The 22,845-nt window shown below is 56.8% G+C and carries 21 protein-coding genes; 20 read left to right on the forward strand and 1 reads right to left on the reverse strand.

All coding sequences use genetic code 11. The features are described 5' to 3' along the window. Window positions 1–60: 60 nt before the first annotated feature. Both dctP and KGZ66_06685 read left to right on the forward strand, forming a co-directional pair. Window positions 61–1,134 (forward strand): TRAP transporter substrate-binding protein DctP, encoded by a 1,074-nt coding sequence (gene dctP, locus KGZ66_06680; protein MBS3985271.1) that lies wholly within the window; start codon window positions 61–63, stop codon window positions 1,132–1,134. A 268-nt stretch (window positions 1,135–1,402) separates the two neighbouring features. Next, window positions 1,403–1,816 (forward strand): transcriptional repressor, encoded by a 414-nt coding sequence (locus tag KGZ66_06685; protein ID MBS3985272.1) that lies wholly within the window; start codon window positions 1,403–1,405, stop codon window positions 1,814–1,816. Window positions 1,817–1,822: 6 nt separating this feature from the next. Here KGZ66_06685 and KGZ66_06690 read toward each other — a convergent pair whose 3' ends face one another. Continuing rightward, on the reverse strand, window positions 1,823–3,958 hold the full coding sequence (locus KGZ66_06690; protein ID MBS3985273.1) for an RNA-binding transcriptional accessory protein: 2,136 nt from the start codon (window positions 3,956–3,958) through the stop codon (window positions 1,823–1,825). 724 nt (window positions 3,959–4,682) lie between these two features. Between KGZ66_06690 and KGZ66_06695 the strand changes: the two genes are divergently transcribed. The 18 genes from KGZ66_06695 to KGZ66_06780 all read left to right on the forward strand — a co-directional run bounded on the left by KGZ66_06695 (window position 4,683) and on the right by KGZ66_06780 (window position 22,823). Beyond that, window positions 4,683–5,975: an adenylosuccinate lyase gene (locus KGZ66_06695; protein MBS3985274.1), complete on the forward strand. Its 1,293-nt coding sequence runs from the start codon at window positions 4,683–4,685 to the stop codon at window positions 5,973–5,975. 29 nt (window positions 5,976–6,004) lie between these two features. After that, window positions 6,005–6,724, forward strand: a complete 720-nt coding sequence (locus KGZ66_06700; GenBank protein MBS3985275.1) for a phosphoribosylaminoimidazolesuccinocarboxamide synthase — start codon at window positions 6,005–6,007, stop codon at window positions 6,722–6,724. Next, the gene (gene purS / locus KGZ66_06705) at window positions 6,717–6,968 is read left to right on the forward strand and encodes a phosphoribosylformylglycinamidine synthase subunit PurS (protein ID MBS3985276.1); all 252 of its coding nucleotides are present in this window, start codon (window positions 6,717–6,719) and stop codon (window positions 6,966–6,968) included. The genes KGZ66_06700 and purS overlap by 8 nt, the downstream gene beginning before the upstream one ends. Beyond that, window positions 6,965–7,666: a phosphoribosylformylglycinamidine synthase subunit PurQ gene (gene purQ, locus KGZ66_06710; protein ID MBS3985277.1), complete on the forward strand. Its 702-nt coding sequence runs from the start codon at window positions 6,965–6,967 to the stop codon at window positions 7,664–7,666. Before purS ends, purQ begins: the two co-directional genes overlap by 4 nt. After that, window positions 7,659–9,890 carry a phosphoribosylformylglycinamidine synthase subunit PurL gene (purL, locus tag KGZ66_06715; protein MBS3985278.1) on the forward strand — a complete coding sequence of 744 codons (2,232 nt, stop codon included), beginning with the start codon at window positions 7,659–7,661 and terminating at the stop codon, window positions 9,888–9,890. The genes purQ and purL overlap by 8 nt, the downstream gene beginning before the upstream one ends. Next, window positions 9,872–11,320 (forward strand): amidophosphoribosyltransferase, encoded by a 1,449-nt coding sequence (locus KGZ66_06720; GenBank protein ID MBS3985279.1) that lies wholly within the window; start codon window positions 9,872–9,874, stop codon window positions 11,318–11,320. Before purL ends, KGZ66_06720 begins: the two co-directional genes overlap by 19 nt. Further along, window positions 11,313–12,359, forward strand: a complete 1,047-nt coding sequence (locus KGZ66_06725; GenBank protein ID MBS3985280.1) for a phosphoribosylformylglycinamidine cyclo-ligase — start codon at window positions 11,313–11,315, stop codon at window positions 12,357–12,359. Before KGZ66_06720 ends, KGZ66_06725 begins: the two co-directional genes overlap by 8 nt. Next, window positions 12,352–13,056: a phosphoribosylglycinamide formyltransferase gene (locus KGZ66_06730; GenBank protein ID MBS3985281.1), complete on the forward strand. Its 705-nt coding sequence runs from the start codon at window positions 12,352–12,354 to the stop codon at window positions 13,054–13,056. The genes KGZ66_06725 and KGZ66_06730 overlap by 8 nt, the downstream gene beginning before the upstream one ends. Before the next feature lie 9 nt (window positions 13,057–13,065). Further along, window positions 13,066–14,604, forward strand: a complete 1,539-nt coding sequence (gene purH, locus KGZ66_06735; protein MBS3985282.1) for a bifunctional phosphoribosylaminoimidazolecarboxamide formyltransferase/IMP cyclohydrolase — start codon at window positions 13,066–13,068, stop codon at window positions 14,602–14,604. Between the two features lie 17 nt (window positions 14,605–14,621). Next, a complete protein-coding gene (purD, locus tag KGZ66_06740) occupies window positions 14,622–15,869 on the forward strand; it encodes a phosphoribosylamine--glycine ligase (GenBank protein MBS3985283.1) in 1,248 nt (415 codons plus the stop codon). 4 nt (window positions 15,870–15,873) lie between these two features. Next, window positions 15,874–16,365, forward strand: a complete 492-nt coding sequence (gene purE / locus KGZ66_06745; protein ID MBS3985284.1) for a 5-(carboxyamino)imidazole ribonucleotide mutase — start codon at window positions 15,874–15,876, stop codon at window positions 16,363–16,365. Next, window positions 16,362–17,495, forward strand: a complete 1,134-nt coding sequence (purK, locus tag KGZ66_06750; GenBank protein ID MBS3985285.1) for a 5-(carboxyamino)imidazole ribonucleotide synthase — start codon at window positions 16,362–16,364, stop codon at window positions 17,493–17,495. Before purE ends, purK begins: the two co-directional genes overlap by 4 nt. 85 nt (window positions 17,496–17,580) lie before the next feature. After that, window positions 17,581–18,630, forward strand: coding sequence for a Fic family protein (locus KGZ66_06755; GenBank protein MBS3985286.1), 1,050 nt, complete (start codon window positions 17,581–17,583; stop codon window positions 18,628–18,630). A 1-nt stretch (window position 18,631) separates the two neighbouring features. Continuing rightward, window positions 18,632–19,651 (forward strand): diaminopimelate epimerase, encoded by a 1,020-nt coding sequence (locus tag KGZ66_06760; GenBank protein ID MBS3985287.1) that lies wholly within the window; start codon window positions 18,632–18,634, stop codon window positions 19,649–19,651. After that, window positions 19,652–20,131: a 23S rRNA (pseudouridine(1915)-N(3))-methyltransferase RlmH gene (locus KGZ66_06765; GenBank protein MBS3985288.1), complete on the forward strand. Its 480-nt coding sequence runs from the start codon at window positions 19,652–19,654 to the stop codon at window positions 20,129–20,131. 153 nt (window positions 20,132–20,284) lie between these two features. Continuing rightward, window positions 20,285–21,079 (forward strand): hypothetical protein, encoded by a 795-nt coding sequence (locus KGZ66_06770; protein MBS3985289.1) that lies wholly within the window; start codon window positions 20,285–20,287, stop codon window positions 21,077–21,079. A gap of 98 nt (window positions 21,080–21,177) precedes the next feature. After that, entirely contained in the window at window positions 21,178–21,909 is a 732-nt protein-coding gene (locus tag KGZ66_06775; GenBank protein MBS3985290.1) for a PaeR7I family type II restriction endonuclease, read from the forward strand. After that, complete coding sequence (locus KGZ66_06780; protein ID MBS3985291.1) at window positions 21,906–22,823, forward strand: site-specific DNA-methyltransferase; 918 nt, start codon at window positions 21,906–21,908, stop codon at window positions 22,821–22,823. The genes KGZ66_06775 and KGZ66_06780 overlap by 4 nt, the downstream gene beginning before the upstream one ends. Window positions 22,824–22,845 lie beyond the last annotated feature (22 nt).

Raw genomic sequence — 22,845 nt, forward strand, 5'->3', positions numbered from 1 at the left:
GTAAAGAACAGCAGTGTTCTTTGACGCACTACTCATTCTACGAATGGAGGTTTGAATCAGTTGAAAAAATCCCAACTAATCGTCTACGTTGCTATTGCCTTGGTCACATTCCTTGTCGGGTACGCGGTGCGGCCGATGATTGCACCTGTCGCCGAAGGGCCCGAGGCGCAAGTATTCAACTGGACGTTCCAGATGCATGGCACGTCTGCTCACCCTGCCTTCCCCATTTACCAACGGTGGGCTAAAGACATCGCGGAAATGTCGGGTGGGCGCCTAAATATAACCGTGCATCCGGTGAACACGGCCGTGCCGCTCATGGAGACGCTAGGAGCGGTGACGGCTGGTACGCTAGACGGCGCAATTATGTGGGGGCCTTTCTGGCGCGGGGTCGACCCTGTACTCGCGCTCTCTTGCGGGCAGACTTCGGGGCTGACTGCCGCTGAGTTTGACGCGTGGCTACACAGCCACGGCGGACTTGCGCTCGTACAAGAGGCGTATGCGCGTCACAAAATTCACTGGTTGCCGGCCGTGCCGATGCCGCCGGAGACTTTCCTGTGGGCGCACAAGCCCATTCGCACCTCGGCAGACCTGCGTGGTCTGAAACTGCGCGCCGGCGGATTCTCGCTTGACACATTTACCGCCATGGGCGCTGCAGCCTCCTTCCTTCCCGGGGGCGAGACTCCTCCGGCGCTGATGAAGAAGGTAGTAGATGCCGCCGAGTTTGGCGCATTGGTGCAAGACATAGCAGTAGGCTTCCACGACGCCGCTAAGTATGCCATGGTCGGCCCGCGCGCGCCGGTCATCTCAGATGACGTCATGATTAACATGGACAAATGGAACGCGCTCCCGCCGGACCTGCAAGGCATCGTCAACGCTTCCCTAGCCCGTCATGCTACCATAGGGTATATGGAGCTTTTACGGCAGGAAAAGCAGGCCATGCAAACGGCTCTAGGTGCCGGAGTACGATTTATCCCTGTCTCCGAGGCGTTAATGAACGAGTTCCGCACCACGTTGGACGGTATTCTCGATACCCAAGCCGCGACTAACGCCAACTTTGCTAAAATATGGACTTCACTACGCGCCTTCCGCGACGACTATCGCGACTTTACGGAAACCTTGTATCCTTGGAACTAAGCTCTAGGCATTTCTTTGTGGCAAAAGAGCGGGTCCCACCGGGACGCCGCTCTTTGCTCTGTTTTTGCGGGCTCTCCGTTTTCCGCCTTCCTCTTTCCTCCTCCGCTCGGGGCCGTAAGCTGTGAGTTGTGAGTTGTGAGTTATGAGTTGCGAGTTGTGAGTTGTGAGTTGTGAGTTGTGAGCCGTAACCTGTCCTTGACATGTGTGCTTCTACATGACATAATCTTGACTGAACAGTAACTGTTACTAAAAAAATGAGGTGGCTATGATGAGCGGTATGGTGCAAACGCTGCGAGAGAAAGGCCTGAAGGTGACGCCGCAACGCATGGCCATCTATAACATGCTTATGGCGACGACAGCGCATCCCACGGCAGAGGCAGTGTGGGAGCACGTCAAGGAGGAATACCCAGCAGTGAGTTTTAACACCGTCTATACGACCTTAAACACCCTAGAGCAGGCGGGGCTCGTACAGCGCCTGCACATCGGCGGCGTCGCGCACTTTGACGCCAAGGTGCAGCCGCACGCTCACCTCTACTGTAACCACTGCGGCTTCGTAGAAGATCACCATGCCTTTATCGGTGTAGACTACGAAGATGTCGCGCGTCAGGTCAACGCCCAAACCGGCTTTGCCGTAGGACGCTTAGAGCTCAACTTCTACGGTTTGTGTCGGGAGTGTATGTAGGTTTGTCTACATCCCCTTCATCGACAGGCCGATGCGTTTGCGCTTTAGGTCAACGCTGAGAATCCTTACTTTTACTACATCGCCGACAGATAGGGCCTCGGACGGGTGCTTAATGTACTTGTCGCTTATCTCCGAGATATGCACTAGGCCGTCCTGCTTAACACCGATGTCTACAAACGCGCCGAAATCTATGACGTTGCGCACTACGCCGCTTAGCACCATGCCCTCGGCGAGGTCTTCCATTTGCAGCACGTCGCTGCGAAACACGGGCCCGGCGACATCTTCGCGCGGATCCCTGCCCGGCTTTTTCAGGGCGTGGTAGATATCCCGCAGCGTGGGGAGACCGGCATTAAGCTCCTCTGCGGCTTTAGCGAGAGCCCCTTCGTTTAGCTGCACTTGTCCGGTGGTGAGCGACTCAAGGTTCCCTACAAGGCGCAAGAACTTCTCGGCTAGGTCATAGGATTCCGGGTGAACGGGCGTATTGTCCAGTATGTTTTTAGCGGCAGGTATCCTAGTAAACCCTGCGCACTGCGTGTATGTGGCCGGGCCTAAGCGCGGCACTTTCCTTAGCTGCTCGCGGGAGGAAAACGCGCCGTGCTCGTCGCGAAACGCCACGATGTTCTTTGCCACCGTCGGGCTAACTCCCGCTACATAGCGCAAGAGCGCGGGTGAGGCGGTGTTAAGGTCAACGCCTACGCTGTTCACGCAGTCCTCAACTACACCCGTTAGCTTGCCGGCCAGCTGCTTTTGGTCGACATCGTGTTGGTATTGCCCGACCCCAATTGCTTTGGGGTCGATTTTTACTAGTTCGGCCAGCGGGTCGAGCACGCGGCGGCCGATCGACACCGCGCCGCGGAGGGTAACGTCTAAATCCGGCAGTTCTTGACCGGCTAGCTCGGACGCCGAGTAAACGGATGCCCCCGCCTCATTCACAATCGTATAGGACACGCGGAGATTATGCTCGCGGATTAGATTGGCGATAAAGTCCTCTGTTTCCCGGCTACCCGTGCCGTTGCCGATGGCTATGGCTTGCACCCCATGGGTTTCTATCAGTTGCTTAACTAAGCGCGCGCCCCCGCTCCGGTCGTTTTGGGGCGGGGTAAAGTACGCCACGGCGGTGGCCAAAACTTTGCCTGTAGTGCCGACCACCGCCATTTTGCAGCCGGTGCGGTAGGCAGGGTCGATGGCGAGAAACGTCTTGCCCTTGACCGGGGCCAGTAACAGCAACTGCTTAAGGTTCTGCCCAAACACCTTAATGGCTTGTTCCTCTGCTTGCTCGGTTAGGGTAGCCCTTAGCTCTCGCTCAATAGAGGGCAGCAGCAACCGCTTGCAGCCGTCGCGAATGGCGTCAACGAGGACCTGGCCAACTCCCGTCTGCGCGCCCATAAACCTTAGCGTCGCAACCTGATACGCCTTCTCCTCGGGATAGGTGAGCGTTACCTTGAGGACTTCCTCCCGTTCGCCGCGGTTAAGGGCGAGCACGCGGTGGGGCGGGATTTTGCGCACCGGTTCGCTGTAATCGTAGTACATTTCGTACACGGATGTCTGCTCAGTGCCGATAGCTTTGGAAGCGATGCTCGCCTCCTGACGCAAGAAAGCGCGCACGGCTTCGCGTACGGCAAATGTTTCGCTCATGCGTTCGGCTAGGATGTCCTGTGCACCTTCGATGGCCGCCTCGACATCCAAAACGCCTAGTTCGGTGTTGACATAGGTCGAAGCAACAGACAGAAGGCCGGCATAATCTAACCCGGGGTTAGCGGCTAGGTAGTCCGCTAAAGGTTCAAGGCCCTTTTCCTTGGCAATCGTCGCCTTGGTGCGCCGTTTGGGGCGGAAGGGCAGGTATATGTCTTCGACCTGCTGTAGTGTAGTGGCCCCGCGCAGGTTGCTTTCCACTTCAGGCGTGAGTTTGCCCTGCTCGGCGATAAGCCGCGCTACCTCTGCTTTGCGGGAGGCGAGGTTCTTAAGGTATGTAAGTCGCTCGTCAACTTCGCGCAGTTTAACTTCGTCAAGTTCCCCGGTTACCTCCTTGCGGTAGCGGGCGATAAAAGGAATGGTGTTCCCCTCTGCTAGCAGCTTGTCTACGCTTTCTACTTGCTCGCGCTTAAGGCCAAGTTCATGCGCTATCTTTATGTGCAGATCCATAAACTACCTCCACAACAAAGTCTGCCGCACGGGCGCGGCACAGCCTATTATACCGGATTTTTGACACTTAGTCCGACTGAATAAACGGAGCCTTATATCCGTCCTGCCCAAATTTTAATGCACAGAGGCGGCCGCTTGACACGGGTAGGGCGCAATGCTATAGTCGAGGCGAAAAGAATAGTGGTCACGAGCTAAAGTGTGTCTAGGGTTCCGTAGCCTAAAGCTAGCCTGGACCGAGCGACACTAGCGCGTTGCGCTACACCGAAGGGATAAAAGCCCGGGCGGGGATGTTTTCTCGTAAACATCCCCGCCCGTTTTCTTTTTCGCCAGCCGCCAGCCGCCAGCCGCCAGCCGCCAGCCGCCAGCCGCCAGCCGCCAGCCGCCAGCCGCCAGCCGCTGGCCGGCAGCGGAGCAGTGACGGGGTGGAAAGGTGGAAAGGTGGAAAAGTTAAAGGGGTAAGGGCTGTGAGCTGTGAGCTGTGAGGATAGGCTTTAGGCGTTAGGCGCTAGGGGAACGGGCTGTGAGCTTAAGCATTGAGCTGTGCACGAAGAGGAAGCGGATACCGCGGCGACGCGCTCTACTGGGCACTGAGCACTGGGCACTTCCCTACCAGGAGTCAGGAGCCAGCAGCTAGGAGCCCCTCGTCCTTCACGGAGCACGAAGCACGCTCCCTACTAGGATCCAGTAGCCAGTAGCCAGCCGCCCTACAAAGGAGGAAGAACGAGTGATTGACCGCTACACCTCTCCCGCCATGTCTCGCCTGTGGGGCGCGGAGAAAAAGTTCGCGAAGTGGCTCGAAATTGAGATTCTCGCCTGCGAAGCGTGGAGTAAACTCGGCGTAATACCCGCTAGCGACGTCGACCTAATTCGCGCGCAGGCGAAGTTTAGCGTCGCACGCATCGACGAGCTAGAGCGCGAGACAAATCACGACGTCGTAGCCTTTACGCGTTGTGTCAGCGAATCGCTGGGGCCGGAAAAAAAGTGGGTGCACTACGGCCTTACCTCTACCGACGTTGTCGACACGGCGCTCTCTAGCCTTATCGTCGAGGCGCTAGACTTAGTAGCCGAAAAGCTCGGTTCCCTCCGCGATATCTGCGCCGCACAGGCGCGCCGCCATAAGTACACCCTCATCATGGGACGCACGCATGGCGTACATGCCGAGCCCACCACCTTTGGGCTAAAGCTTGCCGTATGGTACGCAGAAATCGAGCGTCATCTAGAGCGCCTTGCCGCCGCCCGCACGACTATGGCCGTTGGCAAGCTCTCGGGCGCTGTCGGCACGTACGCCAATATTGAGCCCTTTGTTGAGGAGTACGTTTGCACCCGTTTGGGCCTAACTCCGGCCAAAGCCGCCACTCAGACGCTACAGCGCGACCGCCACGCCTTCTTGTTATCTACTTTAGCCCTTGTCGGCTGTTCGCTTGAGAAGTTCGCCACCGAGATACGCGCCCTGCAAAAGACCGAGACGCGCGAAGTAGAGGAACCCTTTACCGCCGGGCAGAAGGGAAGCTCCGCCATGCCGCATAAACGTAATCCCATCATGTCTGAGCGCATCGTGGGCTTGTCGCGGGTTTTGCGCGGCTATGCGCTTACCGCCATGGAAAACGTAGCGCTCTGGCACGAACGCGACATCTCGCATTCCTCGGCGGAGCGCATTATTATCCCCGACGCCTTCCACCTCCTCTACTACATGCTCGGTGTGCAGTGCCGCATCCTAGACGGACTTAACGTCTACCCCGAGCAGATGCGCGCGAACATGGAGCGCTCCTACGACCTTACTTATTCACAGCAGGTTTTGCTTAAGCTGATTGAGTCCGGTCTGTCGCGCGAGGCCGCGTATGACCTTGTGCAGCGCCTCGCCATGCAGGCGTGGCGGGAAGGCTCTAGCTTTAAGACATTAGTCTTTGGCGAGCCCGAGATTACGGCACGCTTAGATGCGCCTACGCTCCTGCACTTGTTTGATATCTCCGCCCATACCAAGCACGTCGACACCATTTTTGCCCGCCTAGGGTTGTAGACAAGGGGATTGTAGACGAGGAGGTTAACATGGAAAAGCGAAAGTTGCTCTACTCCGGCAAAGCCAAAGAAGTATATGCCACCGACGACCCAGACTTGTGCGTAGTCTACTTTAGGGATTCGGCCACGGCGTTTAACGCGCAAAAGAAGGGCGAAATCGCGGGCAAAGGCGAGCTCAACAACCTAATTTCGGCCCATTTCTTCCGGCTACTTGAGGCTCACGGCGTAAAGACGCACTTCCTGAGCGTTTTAACGCCACGCGAAATGCTAGTGCGTCGCCTCGAAATCATTAAGGTAGAGGTGGTAGTGCGCAACGTCGCCGCCGGGTCGCTTAGCCAGCGGCTGGGGCTGCCGGAAGGAACGCAGTTAGCGCAGCCGGTGCTCGAATACTACTACAAGGACGACGCGCTCGGCGACCCGCTGGTAAACGACTATCACATTCAGGCGCTAGGGTGGGCCTCGCGCGACGAGATGAATGAGATTGCGGCTACGGCGCTTCGCATCAACGACATCCTCCTGCCAGCGCTTAAGGCCAGCGGCGTCCTCTTGGTAGACTTTAAGCTTGAATTCGGGCGTTTCGCCGGACAAGTCCTCCTCGGTGACGAAATTTCCCCCGACACTTGTCGCTTTTGGGACGCCACTACCCAGGAAAAACTAGATAAGGACAGATTCCGCCGCGACTTAGGCGGCGTCGCGGAAGCTTACCAAGAGATTTATCGGCGACTTAAAGGAGGCAAGGCAGATGTATAAAGCAAAAATCTACGTTACGCTGCGGCAAGGTATCCTCGACCCAGCCGGACAAGCCGTGCGAAAGGGCTTACACAGTCAAGGCTTTGGCTGTGTGCTGGACGTACGCATGGGCAAGTTTATGGAACTGACGCTAGAGGCAGGAAGTGAACGCGAGGCAAGTAGCCTAGTGCGCGAGACTTGCGAGCGGCTACTGGTTAATCCGGTTATGGAGGACTACAACTTTACCCTTGAGGCTTTAGCATGAGGTTTGGCATAGTCGTCTTCCCCGGCTCAAACTGCGACCTCGACTGCTATCATGCCGCCAAAGAGGTCTTAGGACAACCCACGGACTACGTCTGGCATGAAAGTAGCGACGTTTCCGACTATGACTGCATTGTCTTGCCGGGCGGCTTTTCCTACGGCGACTATTTGCGCGCCGGCGCTATCGCCCGCTTCTCGCCCGTGATGCAGGCGGTAGCCGAGGCGGCGGAGCGCGGCAAACTTGTGCTTGGTATCTGTAACGGCTTTCAGATTCTATTAGAAGCCGGCCTGCTGCCCGGTGCCATGCGTAGAAACGACCACCTGCAGTTTCGCTGTGAAACGCGCTATGTACGTCTGGAAAACAACCGCACCCCCTTTACTCATCTAGGTGAGGCGGGGCAAGTGCTTAGCTTGCCTATCGCGCATGCCGAAGGCAACTACTATATTGGGAGCGACGAGCTTTTGGAACTTAAGCGGCACAGCCAAATTGTGCTGCGCTATTGCGACCAAGCGGGCAACATTACGCCCGCCGCCAACCCAAACGGCGCACTCGAGAATATTGCCGGGATTGTCAACAAGCGCGGCAACGTCTTTGGCTTAATGCCGCACCCTGAGCGCGCCTGCGAAGCTATAACCGGCGGCACCGATGGAAAACTTGTCTGGGATTCAATCTTTAGGTGGTGGGAGGAGCGACATGCTTAAGACTTACCTTAGTCTGCAGGACGAAAACGCCGCGCGCAGCATGGGGCTTAAGCCGCGTGAGTGGGAGCTTGTGCTTAAGCACCTCAGCCGTACGCCTAACCTCACGGAGCTTGGCATGTTTGCCGTCATGTGGAGCGAGCACTGCAGCTACAAACACAGCAAGCTCGCCCTGCGCCAGTTTCCCACCACCGGCCCGCGCGTCCTGGTGGGGCCGGGAGAAAACGCTGGCGTAGTAGACATTGGCGACGGCCAAGCGGTAGTGTTTAAAATCGAGAGCCATAACCACCCCTCCGCCATCGAGCCCTACCAAGGCGCGGCTACAGGCGTAGGCGGTATAGTGCGGGACGTCTTCGCCATGGGGGCGAGGCCAATCGCGCTCCTTAACAGCTTGCGCTTTGGGGAGCTTAGCTCGCCGCATCAGCGCTACTTGTTCGCCAGCGTAGTAGCAGGCATTGCGGGCTACGGCAACTGCTTAGGCATTCCCACTGTCGGCGGCGAGGTCTACTTTAACCAAAGCTACACCGGCAACTGCCTGGTTAATGCCATGTGCGTGGGTACCATTGCGCACGACAAACTCGCGCGCGGCAAGGCGGCCGGTCTTGGCAACCGCGTGCTGCTAGTCGGCGCGCTTACCGGACGCGACGGCATTCATGGGGCTACCTTTGCCTCAGAGGAGCTGTCCGAGCGCTCGAACGAGAAGCGGCCGATGGTGCAGGTAGGCGACCCCTTTATGGAAAAGCTGCTTATTGAGGCTTGCCTGGAGCTTATCGACAAGAAAGCTATCGTCGGCATGCAAGACCTTGGCGCGGCGGGCCTGACTTCCGCCAGCAGCGAGATGGCGGCGCGGGCCGGTACGGGTGTAGACATTGACGTGTCTCGCGTGCCGCGCCGCGAAACCGGCATGAACCCCTATGAAGTCATGCTTTCCGAATCACAGGAGCGCATGTTGCTCGTAGTCGAACCTGAGCGCGTGAGCGGGGTCTTAGAAATTTGCCGACACTGGGGACTAGCAGCCACCGACATTGGCGAGGTAACCGACACAGGCCTCGTGCGTGTGTTTGACGGCAGCGAATTAGTGGCCGAGGTGCCGGCTAAAGCTCTAGCCTCTTTAGGGCCGATATATAACCCGGCGGCGACCGAGCCGCCATGGCAAAGAGATGCGCAAACACTTGACCTAGACTCTCTGCCGTTGCCAAGCGACTACGGGCAGGTGCTAAAGTCTCTACTGGCGTCACCTAACATCGCCAGCAAAGAGTGGGTTTATCGGCAGTACGACCATATGGTGCGGGGAGACACGGTAGTATTGCCCGGCTCGGACGCGGCAGTGCTCCGCATTAAGGGGACTAAGAAGGGCCTAGCCATGACGGTCGACTGCAACAGCCGCTACGTCTATCTAGACCCGTATCGCGGCGGGGCTATCGCGGTAGCCGAGGCTGCCCGCAACCTAGCGGTGAGCGGTGCGGAGCCCTTAGCGGTCACTAACTGCCTTAACTTTGGCAACCCAGAGCGGCCGGAGATTTTCTACCAGTTTACACAGGCCATCGCCGGCATGGCGGCAGCGTGTCAGGCACTAGGCACGCCGGTTACCGGCGGCAACGTCAGCCTCTACAACGAAACAAGCGGTAAAGCCGTTTATCCCACGCCGACGGTAGGCATGGTCGGGCTGCTGTCGGATATTAGCTCGCGCGTGACGCTCTCCTTTAAGCAAGCGGGCGATGTCGTGCTCCTCCTCGGCACAACCGAGGAAGAGCTTGGGGGGAGCGAGTACCTAAAGGTTATGCACGACCGCGAGTGCGGCTCGCCGCCGGCACTCGACTTCGCGCGTGAGCGCGCGCTGCAAGGGCTCTTGCTGGCCGCGGCTTCGGCTAAGCTCTTGTCTTCGGCCCACGACTGTGCGGAAGGCGGCTTAGCAGTGGCCTTGTGCGAGTCAGCCTTCCCGCTCGGGTTAGGCGCGGAAGTCACTATCCCCAATGAGCGCGGCCTGCGCCTAGACGCACTGCTGTTCGGAGAGTCGCAGTCGCGAGTCGTTGTAACAACGAAAGCCGACTCCCTGCCCGCGCTCGCGGCGTTATGCAGCGAGTATGGCGTCCCCTGCACCGAATTAGGACGAGTGAACCGCGGTTCGCTGGTCATTCGCGTAGAGGAGAGCACCCTGATTGACCTGCCCGTAGCAGATTTAGCGCAAAGTTGGAGGGACGCTATCCCATGCCTTATGTCGCAGTAGACGGTAAGCTCAGGGAAGAGTGCGGTGTGCTCGGCCTCTATGGGCATGGTCTAGACGTGGCCCGGTTAGGATACTTTGGCCTGTTCGCCCTACAGCACCGCGGGCAGGAAAGCGCCGGCCTCGCGGTGATAAACGGCAAAGAAATTAAGACCCACCGAGGACTTGGCTTAGTGGCGGATGTCTTCACAGAAGACGATGTCGCCGCTTTGGGGGATGTAGGGGCACATATGGCCGTCGGCCATGTGCGTTACTCCACCGCAGGGGGCGGCGGCTTAGCTAACAGCCAGCCGCTAGTAGCCAGTCACCTGCGCGGACACATTGCGCTTGCACACAACGGCAACCTCGTTAACAATGACCAACTGCGCGAGGAGCTTGAGGGTCAGGGAGCCATATTTCACACCACCAGCGACACGGAAGTTATTCTTAGCCTAATGGCGCGCTACCGCCAAAGCGGCAACGAAAACGCGCTGCTGCAATCACTCACCCATGTACAGGGGGCTTATAGCCTAGTGCTCGGCACGGAGACGGAGCTGATTGGCGTGCGCGACCCGCATGGCTTTCGTCCCTTGGCCTTAGGACGGTTAGGGCCGGCGGGCTATGTACTGGCTTCGGAGAGTGCCGCGATTGACGCCATAGGCGGCGAGTTTGTGCGCGATATTCGCCCCGGCGAAATCGTGGTTATCGACCAAAGTGGCGTGCGCTTCCGCCGCTTTAGCGACAGCGCTGTTTCGGCCTGCATCTTTGAGTACATTTACTTCGCCCGAAACGACAGCACTATCGACGGCCTAAACGTCTATCGCGCGCGAGAAGCTTTAGGGCTCTGCCTAAGCCAGGAACATCCGGTAGCGGCCGATGTCGTAATCCCCGTGCCCGACTCCGGCACTCCGGCAGCACTAGGCTATGCCAGAGGGGCAAACCTTCCTTTCGCGGAAGGCTTGGTGAAAAACCGCTATGTCGGACGCACGTTTATTGAGCCGGGGCAGGCGTTGCGTGAGCTTAAAGTTAGGCTCAAACTTACGGCCAACACCGAAGTAATTGCCGGTAAGCGCGTAATCATGGTCGACGATTCCATTGTGCGCGGCACCACCACGCAAATCCTAGTAAAGATGCTGCGGCAAGCCGGGGCCAGTGAAGTACATGTGCGCATAAGCTGTCCGCCTTACTTGAGCCCCTGCTACTTTGGTATAGACACACCCTCTAGCGCCGAGCTCGTGGCGGCGCGCTGTAACGTCGACGAAATGTGTGCGTTGCTCGGTGCCGACAGCCTTGGGTTCTTAAGCCTCGCGGGGACGCTCTCCGCCCTGGCGACCAGAGAGACGCCCGCTTGCGTCAGTTGTTTTACCGGGGTCTATCCCATGCCCATTTTGAAAGTAAAGCAGGGGGCGCCAAAGCCAGACCAAAGAGAGGAGTGGGGTGACGTGCGTGGGTAAGGAAGTAGGGGGCAGGGGAGCGGGTCTCACGTACCGCGACGCAGGCGTAGATGTCGCAGCCGGTCATCAAGCGGTTGACCTTATGCGGGCGCACGTGCGCTCTACCTTTCGCCGCGAGGTGCTGGGGGATATCGGCGGTTTCGGCGGGCTGTTTGCCTTAGGCAAGTACGAGGAGCCGGTCTTAGTGTCCGGCACGGACGGCGTCGGCAGCAAGCTTAAGGTAGCCTTTATGCTTGGGCGTCACAACACAGTCGGCATCGACCTCGTAGCCATGTCGGCCAACGACATCTTGGTCTCAGGTGCAGAGCCGCTGTTTTTCCTCGACTACATCGGCATTGCCCGCTTAGACCCCATTTTGGTGGCCGAGATTGTGGCCGGCGTTGCCGCAGGCTGCCAAGCCGCGGGGTGCGCGCTTATAGGCGGCGAAACAGCCGAACTGCCAGACCTCTACAGCGCGGGCGAGTACGACCTAGCCGGGTTTGCCGTAGGTGTAGCGGAGAAAAAGCGTCTTATCGACGGTAAAACAATTAGCTGTGGCGATATGCTGCTTGGGCTTGCGTCTAGCGGACTGCATAGCAACGGCTATTCGCTGGCGCGCAAACTAGTATTCGAAGTCGGCGGGTTTACCTGTGCCGATGTGCCGCCGGCACTAGGCGTAGCAGTCGGGGAAGAACTGCTCCGTCCGACGCGCATCTATGTGCGACCCGTACTGCCGCTAGTACGGCTAGGCTTAGTTAAAGGCATGGCCCACATTACAGGCGGCGGGTTTATCGACAATATTCCGCGCATGCTCCCCGCCGGTCTTGGCGTGGAAGTAACGCGCGGGAGCTGGCCTGTTTTGCCCGTTTTTGGCTGGCTCCAAGAACTTGGTCAGGTAGCCGAGAGCGAAATGTACCGCACGTTTAATATGGGAATTGGCTTTGTGCTCTTTGTGGCCGCAACAGACGTAGCCGCAGTACGCGAGCGGCTTGCAGGCTTTGGCGAAGAAAGCTATGTCATAGGGAAAGTAATCGCGGGTGAGGGGGTTTCGCTTGTCTGATGTGACACAACACTTCCCCAAGCGACAAGCGACAAGCGACAAGCGACATACGCCAAGCGACAAGCGACATCCCCCCCCCTTACGCCTTGCCGTCCTAGTCTCAGGCGGCGGAACTACTTTGCAGGGGCTAATAGACGCCATAGCGGCAGGCTCGCTCGGCGCGGAAATCGCCTTGGTCGTCAGTTCGCGGCGCGATGCTTTCGCCCTTGAGCGCGCGCGCCGCTCCGACATTCCTACCTGCGTACTTAGCAGGCGCGCTTTCACAACGCCCGAGCAACACGATGCGGCCCTCGCCGGGCTACTGCAGCAACACCAAGTTGACCTCGTCGTCTTAGCGGGCTACTTGCTGCCCATAGGCCAAGCGACGCTAAGTGCGTTCCCGGGGCGGATTATAAACATTCATCCCAGTCTCCTGCCCGCCTTTGGCGGACGGGGATATTACGGGTCACGCGTACATACCGAAGTTCTGGAGCACGGCTGTAAGATTACCGGGGCTACCGTGCACTTTGTGGAGGCCGAGCTCGACACAGGACCCATAATTTTGCAGGGAGCCGTAGAAATAGAGGACGACGACACGAGCGAGTCGCTCGCAGCTAAGGTAGGAGAACTCGAGCGCGAGCTGTACCCAAGAGCCATTCAACTTTTTGCCGACGGCAAGCTCCGGCAAGTCGGGCGCAGGGTAACGATTCTAAAGTGAGGTGGAAGTATGCAGCCTAGACGTGCACTGCTAAGTGTCTGGGATAAGACAGATTTAGTGCCTTTTGCGCGTGGTCTTATGGACTTAGGATTTACCATCCTTTCTACCGGCAAGACGGCGGAGCATTTGCGGCAAGCGGGCGTTCTGGTAACCGACGTCGAGCAGGTGACAGGCTTCCCGTCCATGATGAGTGGGCGAGTCAAGACTTTGCACCCCAGTATTCACGGCGGAATTCTGCTCCGCCGCGACCACGCCGAAGATGTCGCGCAGGCGGCGAGCCTCGGCATTCTTCCCATCGACTTAGTTTGCGTTAACCTCTACCCCTTTCAGGCGACGATTAGGCGACAGCATACATTAGAAGACGCTATCGAGAATATCGACATCGGCGGGCCGACGCTTATTCGCGCCGCGGCTAAGAACCAGGCCTTCGTGACTACAGTGACTAATCCCAGGCAGTATGCAAATGTGCTTACCGAGCTTTGCGAACAAGGAGAAGTTAGCCCGGCATTACGCTCCACACTCGCTGCCGAGGCCTTCTTTCACACTGCCCATTACGATAGCACCATCAGCCTGTACTTCCACCGCGCTTTCGAGCTGCCGAACTTCCCGCGGGAAATGGCGTTGCCGATGGAGCTGGCTCAAGAGCTTCGCTACGGCGAAAATCCCCACCAAAAAGGGGCCTACTATCGCCATCCCGGCGCAGGCGAAGGTTTGGCCGGTATGCGCCAACTACAGGGAAAAGAGCTTTCGTACTGCAACATTAACGACGTCAGCGCGGCGCTCGCAGTCTTAGGCGAGCTTGACCAACCGGCAGCTGTGGCCATTAAGCACGCTAATCCTTGCGGCGTAGCCGTAAGCCACTCGGCCGCCACCGCCTATGCCAAAGCCTACGCTGCGGATACAGTCTCTATCTTTGGCGGCATTGTCGCGCTAAACCGCGAAGTGGACTTAACTACTGCCGCGCTCCTTGGCGAGACATTTCTGGAGGTAGTCGTAGCACCTAAGTTTTCGTGCGAAGCGCGCGAGCACCTCGGCAAACGCAGGAACTTAAGGCTACTCGAAGTAAGTTTAAAGCAAGAAAAATCACGACTACCCGCGTGGGATGTGCGGCGCGTAGAGGGCGGGTATCTCGTGCAGACGCCCGACGCCACAGGGCCTAAGCGCAACTGGCGCGTCGTCACTTCCGCCATGCCTACCGACAGTCAACTTGACGACCTCAAGCTAGCTTGGCAGGTAGTGCGGCACGTAAGCTCGAATGCGATTGTGTTGGTTAAAAATGGGGCTACGGTAGGTATAGGTGGGGGCCAAACCAACCGCATAGACGCCGCCACGCAGGCCATACAGCGCGCGGGCGAGCAGGCGCGCGGTGCGGTACTCGCCTCGGATGCCTTTTTCCCCATGCCGGATGTGTTAGAGCAGTGCGCTCTAGCAGGTGTTGCGGCCGTAATTCAGCCAGGCGGCTCCATTAGGGACAGCGATTCGCTTGCTGTAGCCGAGCGCGTAGGTATATGCATGATCTATACTGGGGAGAGACATTTTCGTCATTAACCGAGGGAGGGCTCTGTGTGCGGGTTTTACTTTTGGGGAACGGTGCGCGTGAACACGCCTTGGCCTGGAAGATAGCCGAAAGTCCTTTGCTTTCCGCGCTTTACACGGCGCCGGGGAACCCAGGCACGGCACTTTTCGGCGAAAACATCGCCTGCGACATTTGCGACCCGGCCGCAGTTACCGCGCTGGTGCGGCAGTTAGAAGTAGACTTATTAGTCGTCGGAGGCGAAGCCCCGTTAGCGGCCGGCGTTGCCGATGCCGTCAGGCAAGGCTACCCCGCTTGTGTAGTGTTTGGCCCGGGTAAGCTCGGTGCCGAGCTCGAGTGGAGCAAAGCCTACGCTAAAGCCTTTATGCGGCGATACCACTTGCCGACGGCAGATTACCGCTGCTTTGCTAACGCCGCCAAAGCGCGTAAGTTTCTGGCCACAGCGCCGCTGCCCATCGTGGTAAAAGCAGACGGTTTGGCGCAAGGCAAGGGCGTAGTGATTGCTAAGACGCGCGAAGAAGCGCTAGCCGCGCCGGATGCCTTGCCGGCGGGAGGAAAAGTCATTGTCGAGGAATATCTCGTAGGGCGCGAGGCTTCGGTGTTTGTGCTTACCGACGGGCAGCGCTTTCACGTGCTGCCGCCCACAGAAGACCACAAACAGCTCGGCGACGGCGATACGGGCCCGAATACAGGCGGCATGGGGGCTTACGCTCCGGTGAGTTATTGGAATGAAGAGTTGCAGGCAGAGGTTGAAGAAATTGTTATGCAGATCATAGTAGGCCTCTGCGCTGAGGACAGGGACTATCGCGGCGTGATTTTCCTTGGGTTAATGATAACAGCCACCGGCATTAAGCTCCTGGAGTTTAACGCGCGTTTTGGCGACCCCGAGTGCCAAGTGCTGATGGCTAAGCTTGCTGACGACGTGTTGCCTTACTTGTACCAAGCGGCAAGCGGGAAATTACCACTTAGCCCTCCACAGTGGAGTCACGAGTACGTAGCCCTGGTGGTGGCCTGCGGGGCGGAGTACCCGGCGGCCCCGTCGCGCGGCGTGCCGATTACGGGCATCAGAGCGGCGGAGGCCTCAGGTTGTCTGATATTTCACGCCGGTACAGCGCGCGCGGGCGAGACGCTTGTCACCAACGGCGGACGCATTCTTAATGTCGTGGGACGCGGCGAGACCCTAGCGTCCGCCCTCGCTAAAGCCTACAATGGAATTGGCGCGATTAGTTTTCCCGGCATGCACTATCGGCGAGATATTGGCAGACGAAAGGAAGCGTGAGTACATGCAAACGCTAGTTGCCGTGATTATGGGCAGTACCTCAGACTGGCCGATTATGCAGGAAGCTTGCCGCATTTTGCGCGAGCTAGAGGTACCTTACTTAGCTAAAGTCGTCTCTGCCCACCGCACGCCGGAACTGATGGCCGATTTTGGCCGCGCGGCTGTCGCGCAGGGACTCCGCGTGATTATTGCCGGAGCGGGCGGCGCCGCACACTTGCCGGGCATGGTAGCAAGCCACACAGTGTTGCCCGTTATCGGGGTGCCTATCCCGACCGAGCATTTGCGCGGGCTAGACTCGCTGCTCTCGATTGTACAAATGCCGGCCGGAGTCACCGTAGCCACGGTAGCCGTAGGCACAGCCGGGGCGAAAAATGCGGCGCTCTTGGCCTGCCAGATACTAGCCCTTTCGGACACGCACCTTCGTGATAAGCTCACGGCGCGGCGAGCGACGGCGCGCGAACAAGTCATGGCGACAGAGCTGGAGCTCCTGCCATGACTAAACCAAACTCGTCCGCCGCTCTGCGCACAATCCTACCCGGGGGAACCATCGGTATCCTTGGCGGCGGTCAACTGGGGCGTATGACGGCCATGGCCGCTAAGCAAATGGGTTACCGGGTGGTCTGTTTAGACCCGCAGCCAAACTCCCCCTGCGGGCAGGTCTGTGACGCCCAGATTCAAGGGTCGTTTGACGATTACACCGCGGCGCGCGCACTGGCGAAGCAGTCCGACGTCTGTGTGTATGAATTTGAGAATATCAATGCTGATGTAGTGGCAGAGCTAGAGCGAGAGTTTAACGTGCCGCAGGGAAGTTTCCTGTTGCGCGTGACGCAAAACCGCATCAGCGAGAAAGCGCACCTCCGAGAACAGGGCTTCCCCGTGGTGCCTTATCGCGTGGTTGACGGCCGCGCGGAATTAGCGGCGGCGGCAGAGGAGTTAAAGTACCCGGTCGTGCTTAAGTCTGCTACCGGCGGCTACGACGGCAAGGGCCAAGCGGTGCTTAGGTCGCCGGCTGACTTAGGAAACGTTACTATCAGCGGCCTCCAGGTGCTAGAAAAGTTCTTGACGTTAACGGGTGAGGTTTCTGTCGTCGTGGCGCGACGTAGAGATGGTGAAACCGCAGCCTTTCCGGTTGGGGAGAATGTGCATCGCCACAATATCTTACATACTACCGTCGTTCCTGCCCGTTTAAGCCAAGCATTGCAGGCCCAAGCCACCGAACTGGCCATAGGCATTGCCGAGTCGCTCGGTGTAGTTGGGCTCCTGGCAGTAGAGATGTTTCTTACGCCGGAAGGCATTATCGTAAACGAGCTCGCGCCGCGCCCCCATAACTCCGGCCACTACACCCTCGGCGCCTGCGAGACCTCGCAGTTTGAGCAGTTTGTGCGTGCGGTGTGTAACCTGCCGCTAGGCCCTACAACTCTCCTCTACCCCGCGGTGATGGTCAACATCTTAGGCGAGCATATGGCTGGTCTTATGACCCAGTTCGCTACACTCCCCCCAAACGTCAAAGTCCACCTTTACGGCAAAAGCGGTACACCTGTCCCGCGACGCAAGATGGGGCATCTGTTGATTAGGACTGACACTCCAGACCAGACAACCGCTTGGGCGGAAGAGGTGTTAGTCTAAAACACAAAACTTTGACATAGGTAAAAAAGAGCAGTATAATACCTACGTTGAGGAGGTGTGGGTCGTGAACGAGCCAAAATTACCTATGTTGCCGCCTCGTGCCGATCTGGAAAGCAGGGCGGCACTTAAGCAGTTGGCCAGGGCTAACCGCGCTTTAGCTGAACTAAAAGGTTATGCGAGTACGATTCCTAATCAACATATGTTGATTAATGCGGTCATGATTAAGGAGGCCAAGGATAGTTCAGCTATCGAAAACATAATAACTACACACGACGACCTCTATCGGGCGATGAGTAACGCTGGTAAAGCGAGTATCGCCGCTAAGGAAGTCGTCAGCTATAGGGAAGCCTTATGGCATGGCTATCAATCGGTCAGAGCAAGGCAAGTGCTCACAACCTCGATGATCATCGAAATCCAAGAAATGATAGAGAAGAATACTGCTGGTTTAAGGAAGTTGCCTGGAACAGTCTTGCGCAACGAAGCTACTGGTGAGATCGTTTATACTCCACCATCTACCGAGCACGACATTAAACAACTACTGGCAAATCTAGAGACATACATCAATGAAGACGACGATGATGTAGATCATCTGATTAAGCTCGCGGTCCTGCATTACCAATTTGAAGTTATCCATCCTTTTTATGATGGCAATGGGCGCACCGGCAGGATAGTCAACGTCCTGTATCTAGTCTTGAAAGGCCTGCTTGAGAGCCCGGTACTCTATCTGAGTAGTTTTATTATCAGGAACAAGCCTGCCTATTACCGTCTGTTACAGGAAGTGCGCACGCATGACAACTGGGAAGAATGGATTCTATACATTCTGACTGGCATAGAACAGACTGCTGCGGAGACCTTGTTCTTGATAAGAAAGATCAATCAAGAAGCAGAAGCAATGAGCGCAGAGATTCAGGCTAGGCTGCCCAAGATATATTCACAAGAACTGATGAGTCTGCTTTTCTATGAGTTCTATACTAAGACCCACTATATAGAGAAGGGCTTGGCGGTAACCAGAAAGACAGCCGTTAGCTACCTATCAGCGTTAGAGAGGGAAGGCTTTTTGAGCTCAGAAAGAATCGGCAAAGAGCGCATCTACCTCAACCGGAGACTCTACGATTTGGTGAGGGCGGGGCAATAAGATGAACTTCACAAAAATGCACGGCTTAGGAAACGACTTTATCGTCGTCGATATGTTTGACGGGATGGAAATTCTCAAGCCGCATGGTGTTGCGCGCGCTATCTGCCACCGCCACTTTGGCGTGGGCGCTGATGGGCTGGTGCTAGTCCACCCGTCTGAGCGCGCCGATTGTCGCATGCAAATCTTTAATTCCGACGGCAGCGAGGCCGAGTCTTGCGGCAACGCCTTGCGCTGTGTGGCGCGGTTTATGCAGCTTAAAGGTAGGGTGCAGGGCACTGCCGTCCGCGTGGAGGCGTTAGCCGGCGTCTACAGCGCTGAGCTTGTGCCTGCGGCGCACGGCGAGACGCTTGTCAAAGTCAACATGGGTGCGCCATTGCTTCATCCTGCGGCTATCCCAGCCAACGTGGCAGGCGATGGACCTGTCTTAGACCTGAGTATCTCGACACCCCACGGGGACTTCTCCGGCGTATTAATTAACAGCGGCGTGCCGCATGTCGTCATCTTCGTCCCGGACCTAGCTGCCTTTGACTTTGTTCCCGCCGGGCAGGCCATTGAGAAGCATCCGCTCTTCCCGGCCGGCATTAACGTAGATTTTGTGCAAGTTATTAGCCGCGACTATTTAAAGGTGCTGGTGTGGGAGCGCGGCGCAGGCGCGACGCTAGCCTGCGGCACGGGAGCCGCTGCCGTGGCTGTGGCCGCTAACCTTACCGGGCGCGCCGACCGCCGCCTAACGGTAGAGCTGCCGGGTGGTGAGCTCTATATGGAGTGGGACGAAAAGACCGGCCATGTCTATATGACCGGTCCCGCAGCCGTAGCCTTTACAGGGCATGTGCCACTAGCAATGCTTGTAAAATCATATGTCGTTTGTCCCGACCACCTCGACGAAGCCATTGAGGAATTTCTCGATGCCTTCGAGTCGCCCCCGGACATCCACCGGCTAAAAGACATTACCTTTACAGAGTGGACGGCGCCTCCTGCCTGCCACTTTTGTTCACGTGCGCCGGAGTTTTTGGTGGTCTAAGTGAAGATTACGATTGTCGCCGTAGGCACCTTAAAAGAAATCTTCTGGCGAGAAGCGGCTAAGGAATACCTAAAGCGCCTTGCCGGCTATGCGCACGTCGCGATTACAGAGCTTCCCGAATGCCGCGTAGGGCAAGACGCAAACGCCGGCGACGAGGCGCGAGCGCGCGCAGCGGAAGCACAGGCCATCGCTAAGGCCGTACCCCAAGGGAGCGTGCCAGTCCTTTTGGCCATTAACGGCGAGCAGCGGAGCTCCGAGCAATGGGCCGAATTTTTCGCCGCAGAGCAACTCGCGTCGCGCTCACATCTCACCTTTATAGTCGGCGGCTCGACCGGCGTCGCCGACAGCGTGAAATCTTTGTCTCACCACCAGTTCTCCCTCGGCCCGCTTACTCTTCCCCACCAACTCGCACGCATCGTCCTGCTCGAGCAAATCTACCGCGCGTTTCGCATTCTGCGGAATGAGCCGTACCATAAGTAACGGCGAGCCCTGACAGGACTCGTCATTTTTTCTCTTGTAGGCTATATTCTCCCTACACATTCAGCTCAGTTGAAGATACTTACTGCTATTGCGTTCTAGAGAAGGGAAATAGTAAGCCTTCGACGAATAGAGCTTTGATAGGGAGGTGTTGTGATGGAAGCTAAGTGGAAGCGCGACGCCATCATACGCTACAGTGCGGTCGTATGTATTGCGGCTCTAGTCATGTCTAATGTCTGGTTGATGATTAAGGTAAACGATCTTATACGTGCGATTGGTTCTTTGCCGAGGCATATTCCGAGTCCTACCACCTACGTCAACCTCAGCCCCTTGTATACAGGGGTTGTTGACGAGCGTGTTCTGATGGTCTCGGAAACGATGGGCGAAAAACTAATAGTTAGATACAACTTCACCCTCACGGAACGAATTCCCGGTTACGTCTTAGTTGTCCGCTTTAGAGCAAGTCAGACAGCCGCTTGGGAACAAGTTCGCCCCGCGCCTCTCTACGGGCTGGAATACGAAGCCTTCCTTCACGTGAATCCGGCTCTCAGCTATGAGTACCAAGTTGTTCAAATGCTTGGAGACCAAGTCATGAGGGCCACCACCCCAGGCTTCATCAAAGTTGGTGAATGGGTGGGGACCTCCACCTTAAACATCGTGCGGTCCGGTTATCCCAACGAACGTAAGGTGCGAGTCGCTGTGTACCAGCCGCAATTTTCGGCGCTTAGAGCTTGGCAGGTAGATAAGGTCACTATCAAGCTCGACAATGCGCCTGAGGCAGTCGTTCTCGAAATGTTTCGCGGCGATCTAACCGGTTACAAGTTCGATGAAACAGTCTACCAGGCAGCTAGAGCGGTGACAGTCACCGCCTACTACGGGGATGGCGAGACCCGTAGTGTGACATTCGACCCGCACAACCATTTCGAGCAACCGATAATAAGACGCGATTAGGAATAGGCGGTGGGACGGCCTGACCGGCGTCGCCGACAGCGTTTTGCGATCATGTCCCCGCTCAATACGGGGTGTGTTCCGGAAGGAGTCTTGGATTAATGAAGAACAGCGACATTCTTGAGGATGTTTCTTGTCTGACTGCGAAGGCTGTTGCTCACTATTGGGGAACGCGAACAACGCAGAGACAGAAACAAGAACATAGCGGTAAGATCGACCAGGGCCTACGCAGCGCAGTAACCGGAGGAGCCCAGATGGACGGTTTCATTGATCTGGTTGTTGAACTAGTAGTGCGAGCCGGAATCCCTGAACGATGCATATTTAGAAAGAAGTCTGTTGAGCTCCCCGGCTACTTTAGGCCAACCAAAGAGTGGGATCTACTTGTTGTTAAAGAACAGACTTTGGTTGCTGCAGTTGAAGCTAAGTCACAGGTGGGCCCTTCATTCGGTAACAACTTTAACAATCGAACTGAGGAAGCGCTAGGTAGCGCGGTTGATCTCTGGACTGCCTATCGAGAGAATCTTTATCTATCAAGTCCTCAACCGTTCTTAGGTTTCCTCTTCATGCTGGAAGACTGCAAGGCCTCGAACAGACCTGTCATGGTTCAGGAACCGCATTTCGAGGTTGCCAAGGAGTTTATCGGGGCGTCCTATAAGCGCAGATACGAGTTGCTTTGCCGAAAACTAGTCCTTGAAAGGCACTACACAGCCTCCGCATTTCTCGTATCGTCAACTGACAGAGGTAGTGCAGGAACCTTTACCGTACCGGCGGAGGATCTATCTGTTGAGCGTTTCGCTAGAGTGTTAGTCAGCCATCTCGGAGCATTTGTATGAAGCCAGTACAGACGACGCACAGGCTTGTCAATGGCGACGCACGAGATCTCTCATTCCTCAGTGATGCGTCTGTCCATCTGGTGGTAACTTCGCCCCCCTACTGGAATCTCAAGCGGTATAACGAGAGCCCCGGTCAGATGGGCCACATACAAGATTATGAGACGTTTCTCCTAGAGCTTGAGAAAGTGTGGAAGCAGGTGTACCGTGTCCTAGTTCCGGGCGGTCGCCTGGTGTGCGTTGTTGGCGACGTCTGTGTTTCTAGGCGCGAGTTCGGACGCCACTTAGTTTTCCCGCTCCATGCGGACATTGCAGTTATCTGCCGCCGTATGGGGTTTGACAACCTTAACCCGATAATTTGGCATAAGATTACCAACGCTTCTTATGAAGTTGCCAATGGCTCGAAATTCCTCGGCAAGCCGTATGAGCCGAATGCGATTATCAAGAATGACATTGAGTTCATCTTGATGCAACGCAAACCTGGAGGTTATAGGAAGCCAAGCGAGTCGCAACGAGAGGCAAGCAAGATCAGCAAAGAAGACTTTGACCGCTGGTTTCAACAAATGTGGCACATTCCCGGCGCGTCAACAAAGCACCATCCAGCACCGTATCCATTAGAGCTCGCAGCGCGTCTGGTGCAAATGTTCTCATTTACCGAAGACACAGTGCTCGACCCCTTTTGTGGCTCCGGCACCACTATGGTCGCCGCACTAAGGGCCGGACGTAACAGCATTGGGATTGAGATTGACCCCCTCTATTGCCGCATGGCGGCGCAGTATCTAAAGGCTGAGAGCAACAACCTGTTCTCTGCTAACAGCACACTGCTCTTTGAGAGGTCTTCCGTTGAAGCTACCGGAGCCCTAAGAGAGGACGATGCCCTTTATGAAGTACGCGCTGCCAAGAAGAGACTCGAATAGGATGCGCTGTCCGCCACAGCGA

The sequence above is a fragment of the Selenomonadales bacterium genome (assembly GCA_018335585.1).
In the GTDB taxonomy this organism is placed as follows: Bacteria; Bacillota; UBA994; order UBA994; family UBA994; genus UBA994.

Coding starts and splice junctions, on each gene's coding strand:
- KGZ66_06685 (MBS3985272.1), top strand. CDS start 1,403: ATGAGCGGTATGGTGCAAACGCTGCGAGAGAAAGGCCTGAAGGTGACG.
- KGZ66_06690 (MBS3985273.1), bottom strand. CDS start 3,958: ATGGATCTGCACATAAAGATAGCGCATGAACTTGGCCTTAAGCGCGAG.
- KGZ66_06700 (MBS3985275.1), top strand. CDS start 6,005: ATGGAAAAGCGAAAGTTGCTCTACTCCGGCAAAGCCAAAGAAGTATAT.
- purS (MBS3985276.1), top strand. CDS start 6,717: ATGTATAAAGCAAAAATCTACGTTACGCTGCGGCAAGGTATCCTCGAC.
- purQ (MBS3985277.1), top strand. CDS start 6,965: ATGAGGTTTGGCATAGTCGTCTTCCCCGGCTCAAACTGCGACCTCGAC.
- purL (MBS3985278.1), top strand. CDS start 7,659: ATGCTTAAGACTTACCTTAGTCTGCAGGACGAAAACGCCGCGCGCAGC.
- KGZ66_06720 (MBS3985279.1), top strand. CDS start 9,872: ATGCCTTATGTCGCAGTAGACGGTAAGCTCAGGGAAGAGTGCGGTGTG.
- purH (MBS3985282.1), top strand. CDS start 13,066: ATGCAGCCTAGACGTGCACTGCTAAGTGTCTGGGATAAGACAGATTTA.
- purE (MBS3985284.1), top strand. CDS start 15,874: ATGCAAACGCTAGTTGCCGTGATTATGGGCAGTACCTCAGACTGGCCG.
- purK (MBS3985285.1), top strand. CDS start 16,362: ATGACTAAACCAAACTCGTCCGCCGCTCTGCGCACAATCCTACCCGGG.
- KGZ66_06755 (MBS3985286.1), top strand. CDS start 17,581: ATGTTGCCGCCTCGTGCCGATCTGGAAAGCAGGGCGGCACTTAAGCAG.
- KGZ66_06760 (MBS3985287.1), top strand. CDS start 18,632: ATGAACTTCACAAAAATGCACGGCTTAGGAAACGACTTTATCGTCGTC.
- KGZ66_06770 (MBS3985289.1), top strand. CDS start 20,285: ATGGAAGCTAAGTGGAAGCGCGACGCCATCATACGCTACAGTGCGGTC.
- KGZ66_06775 (MBS3985290.1), top strand. CDS start 21,178: ATGAAGAACAGCGACATTCTTGAGGATGTTTCTTGTCTGACTGCGAAG.
- KGZ66_06780 (MBS3985291.1), top strand. CDS start 21,906: ATGAAGCCAGTACAGACGACGCACAGGCTTGTCAATGGCGACGCACGA.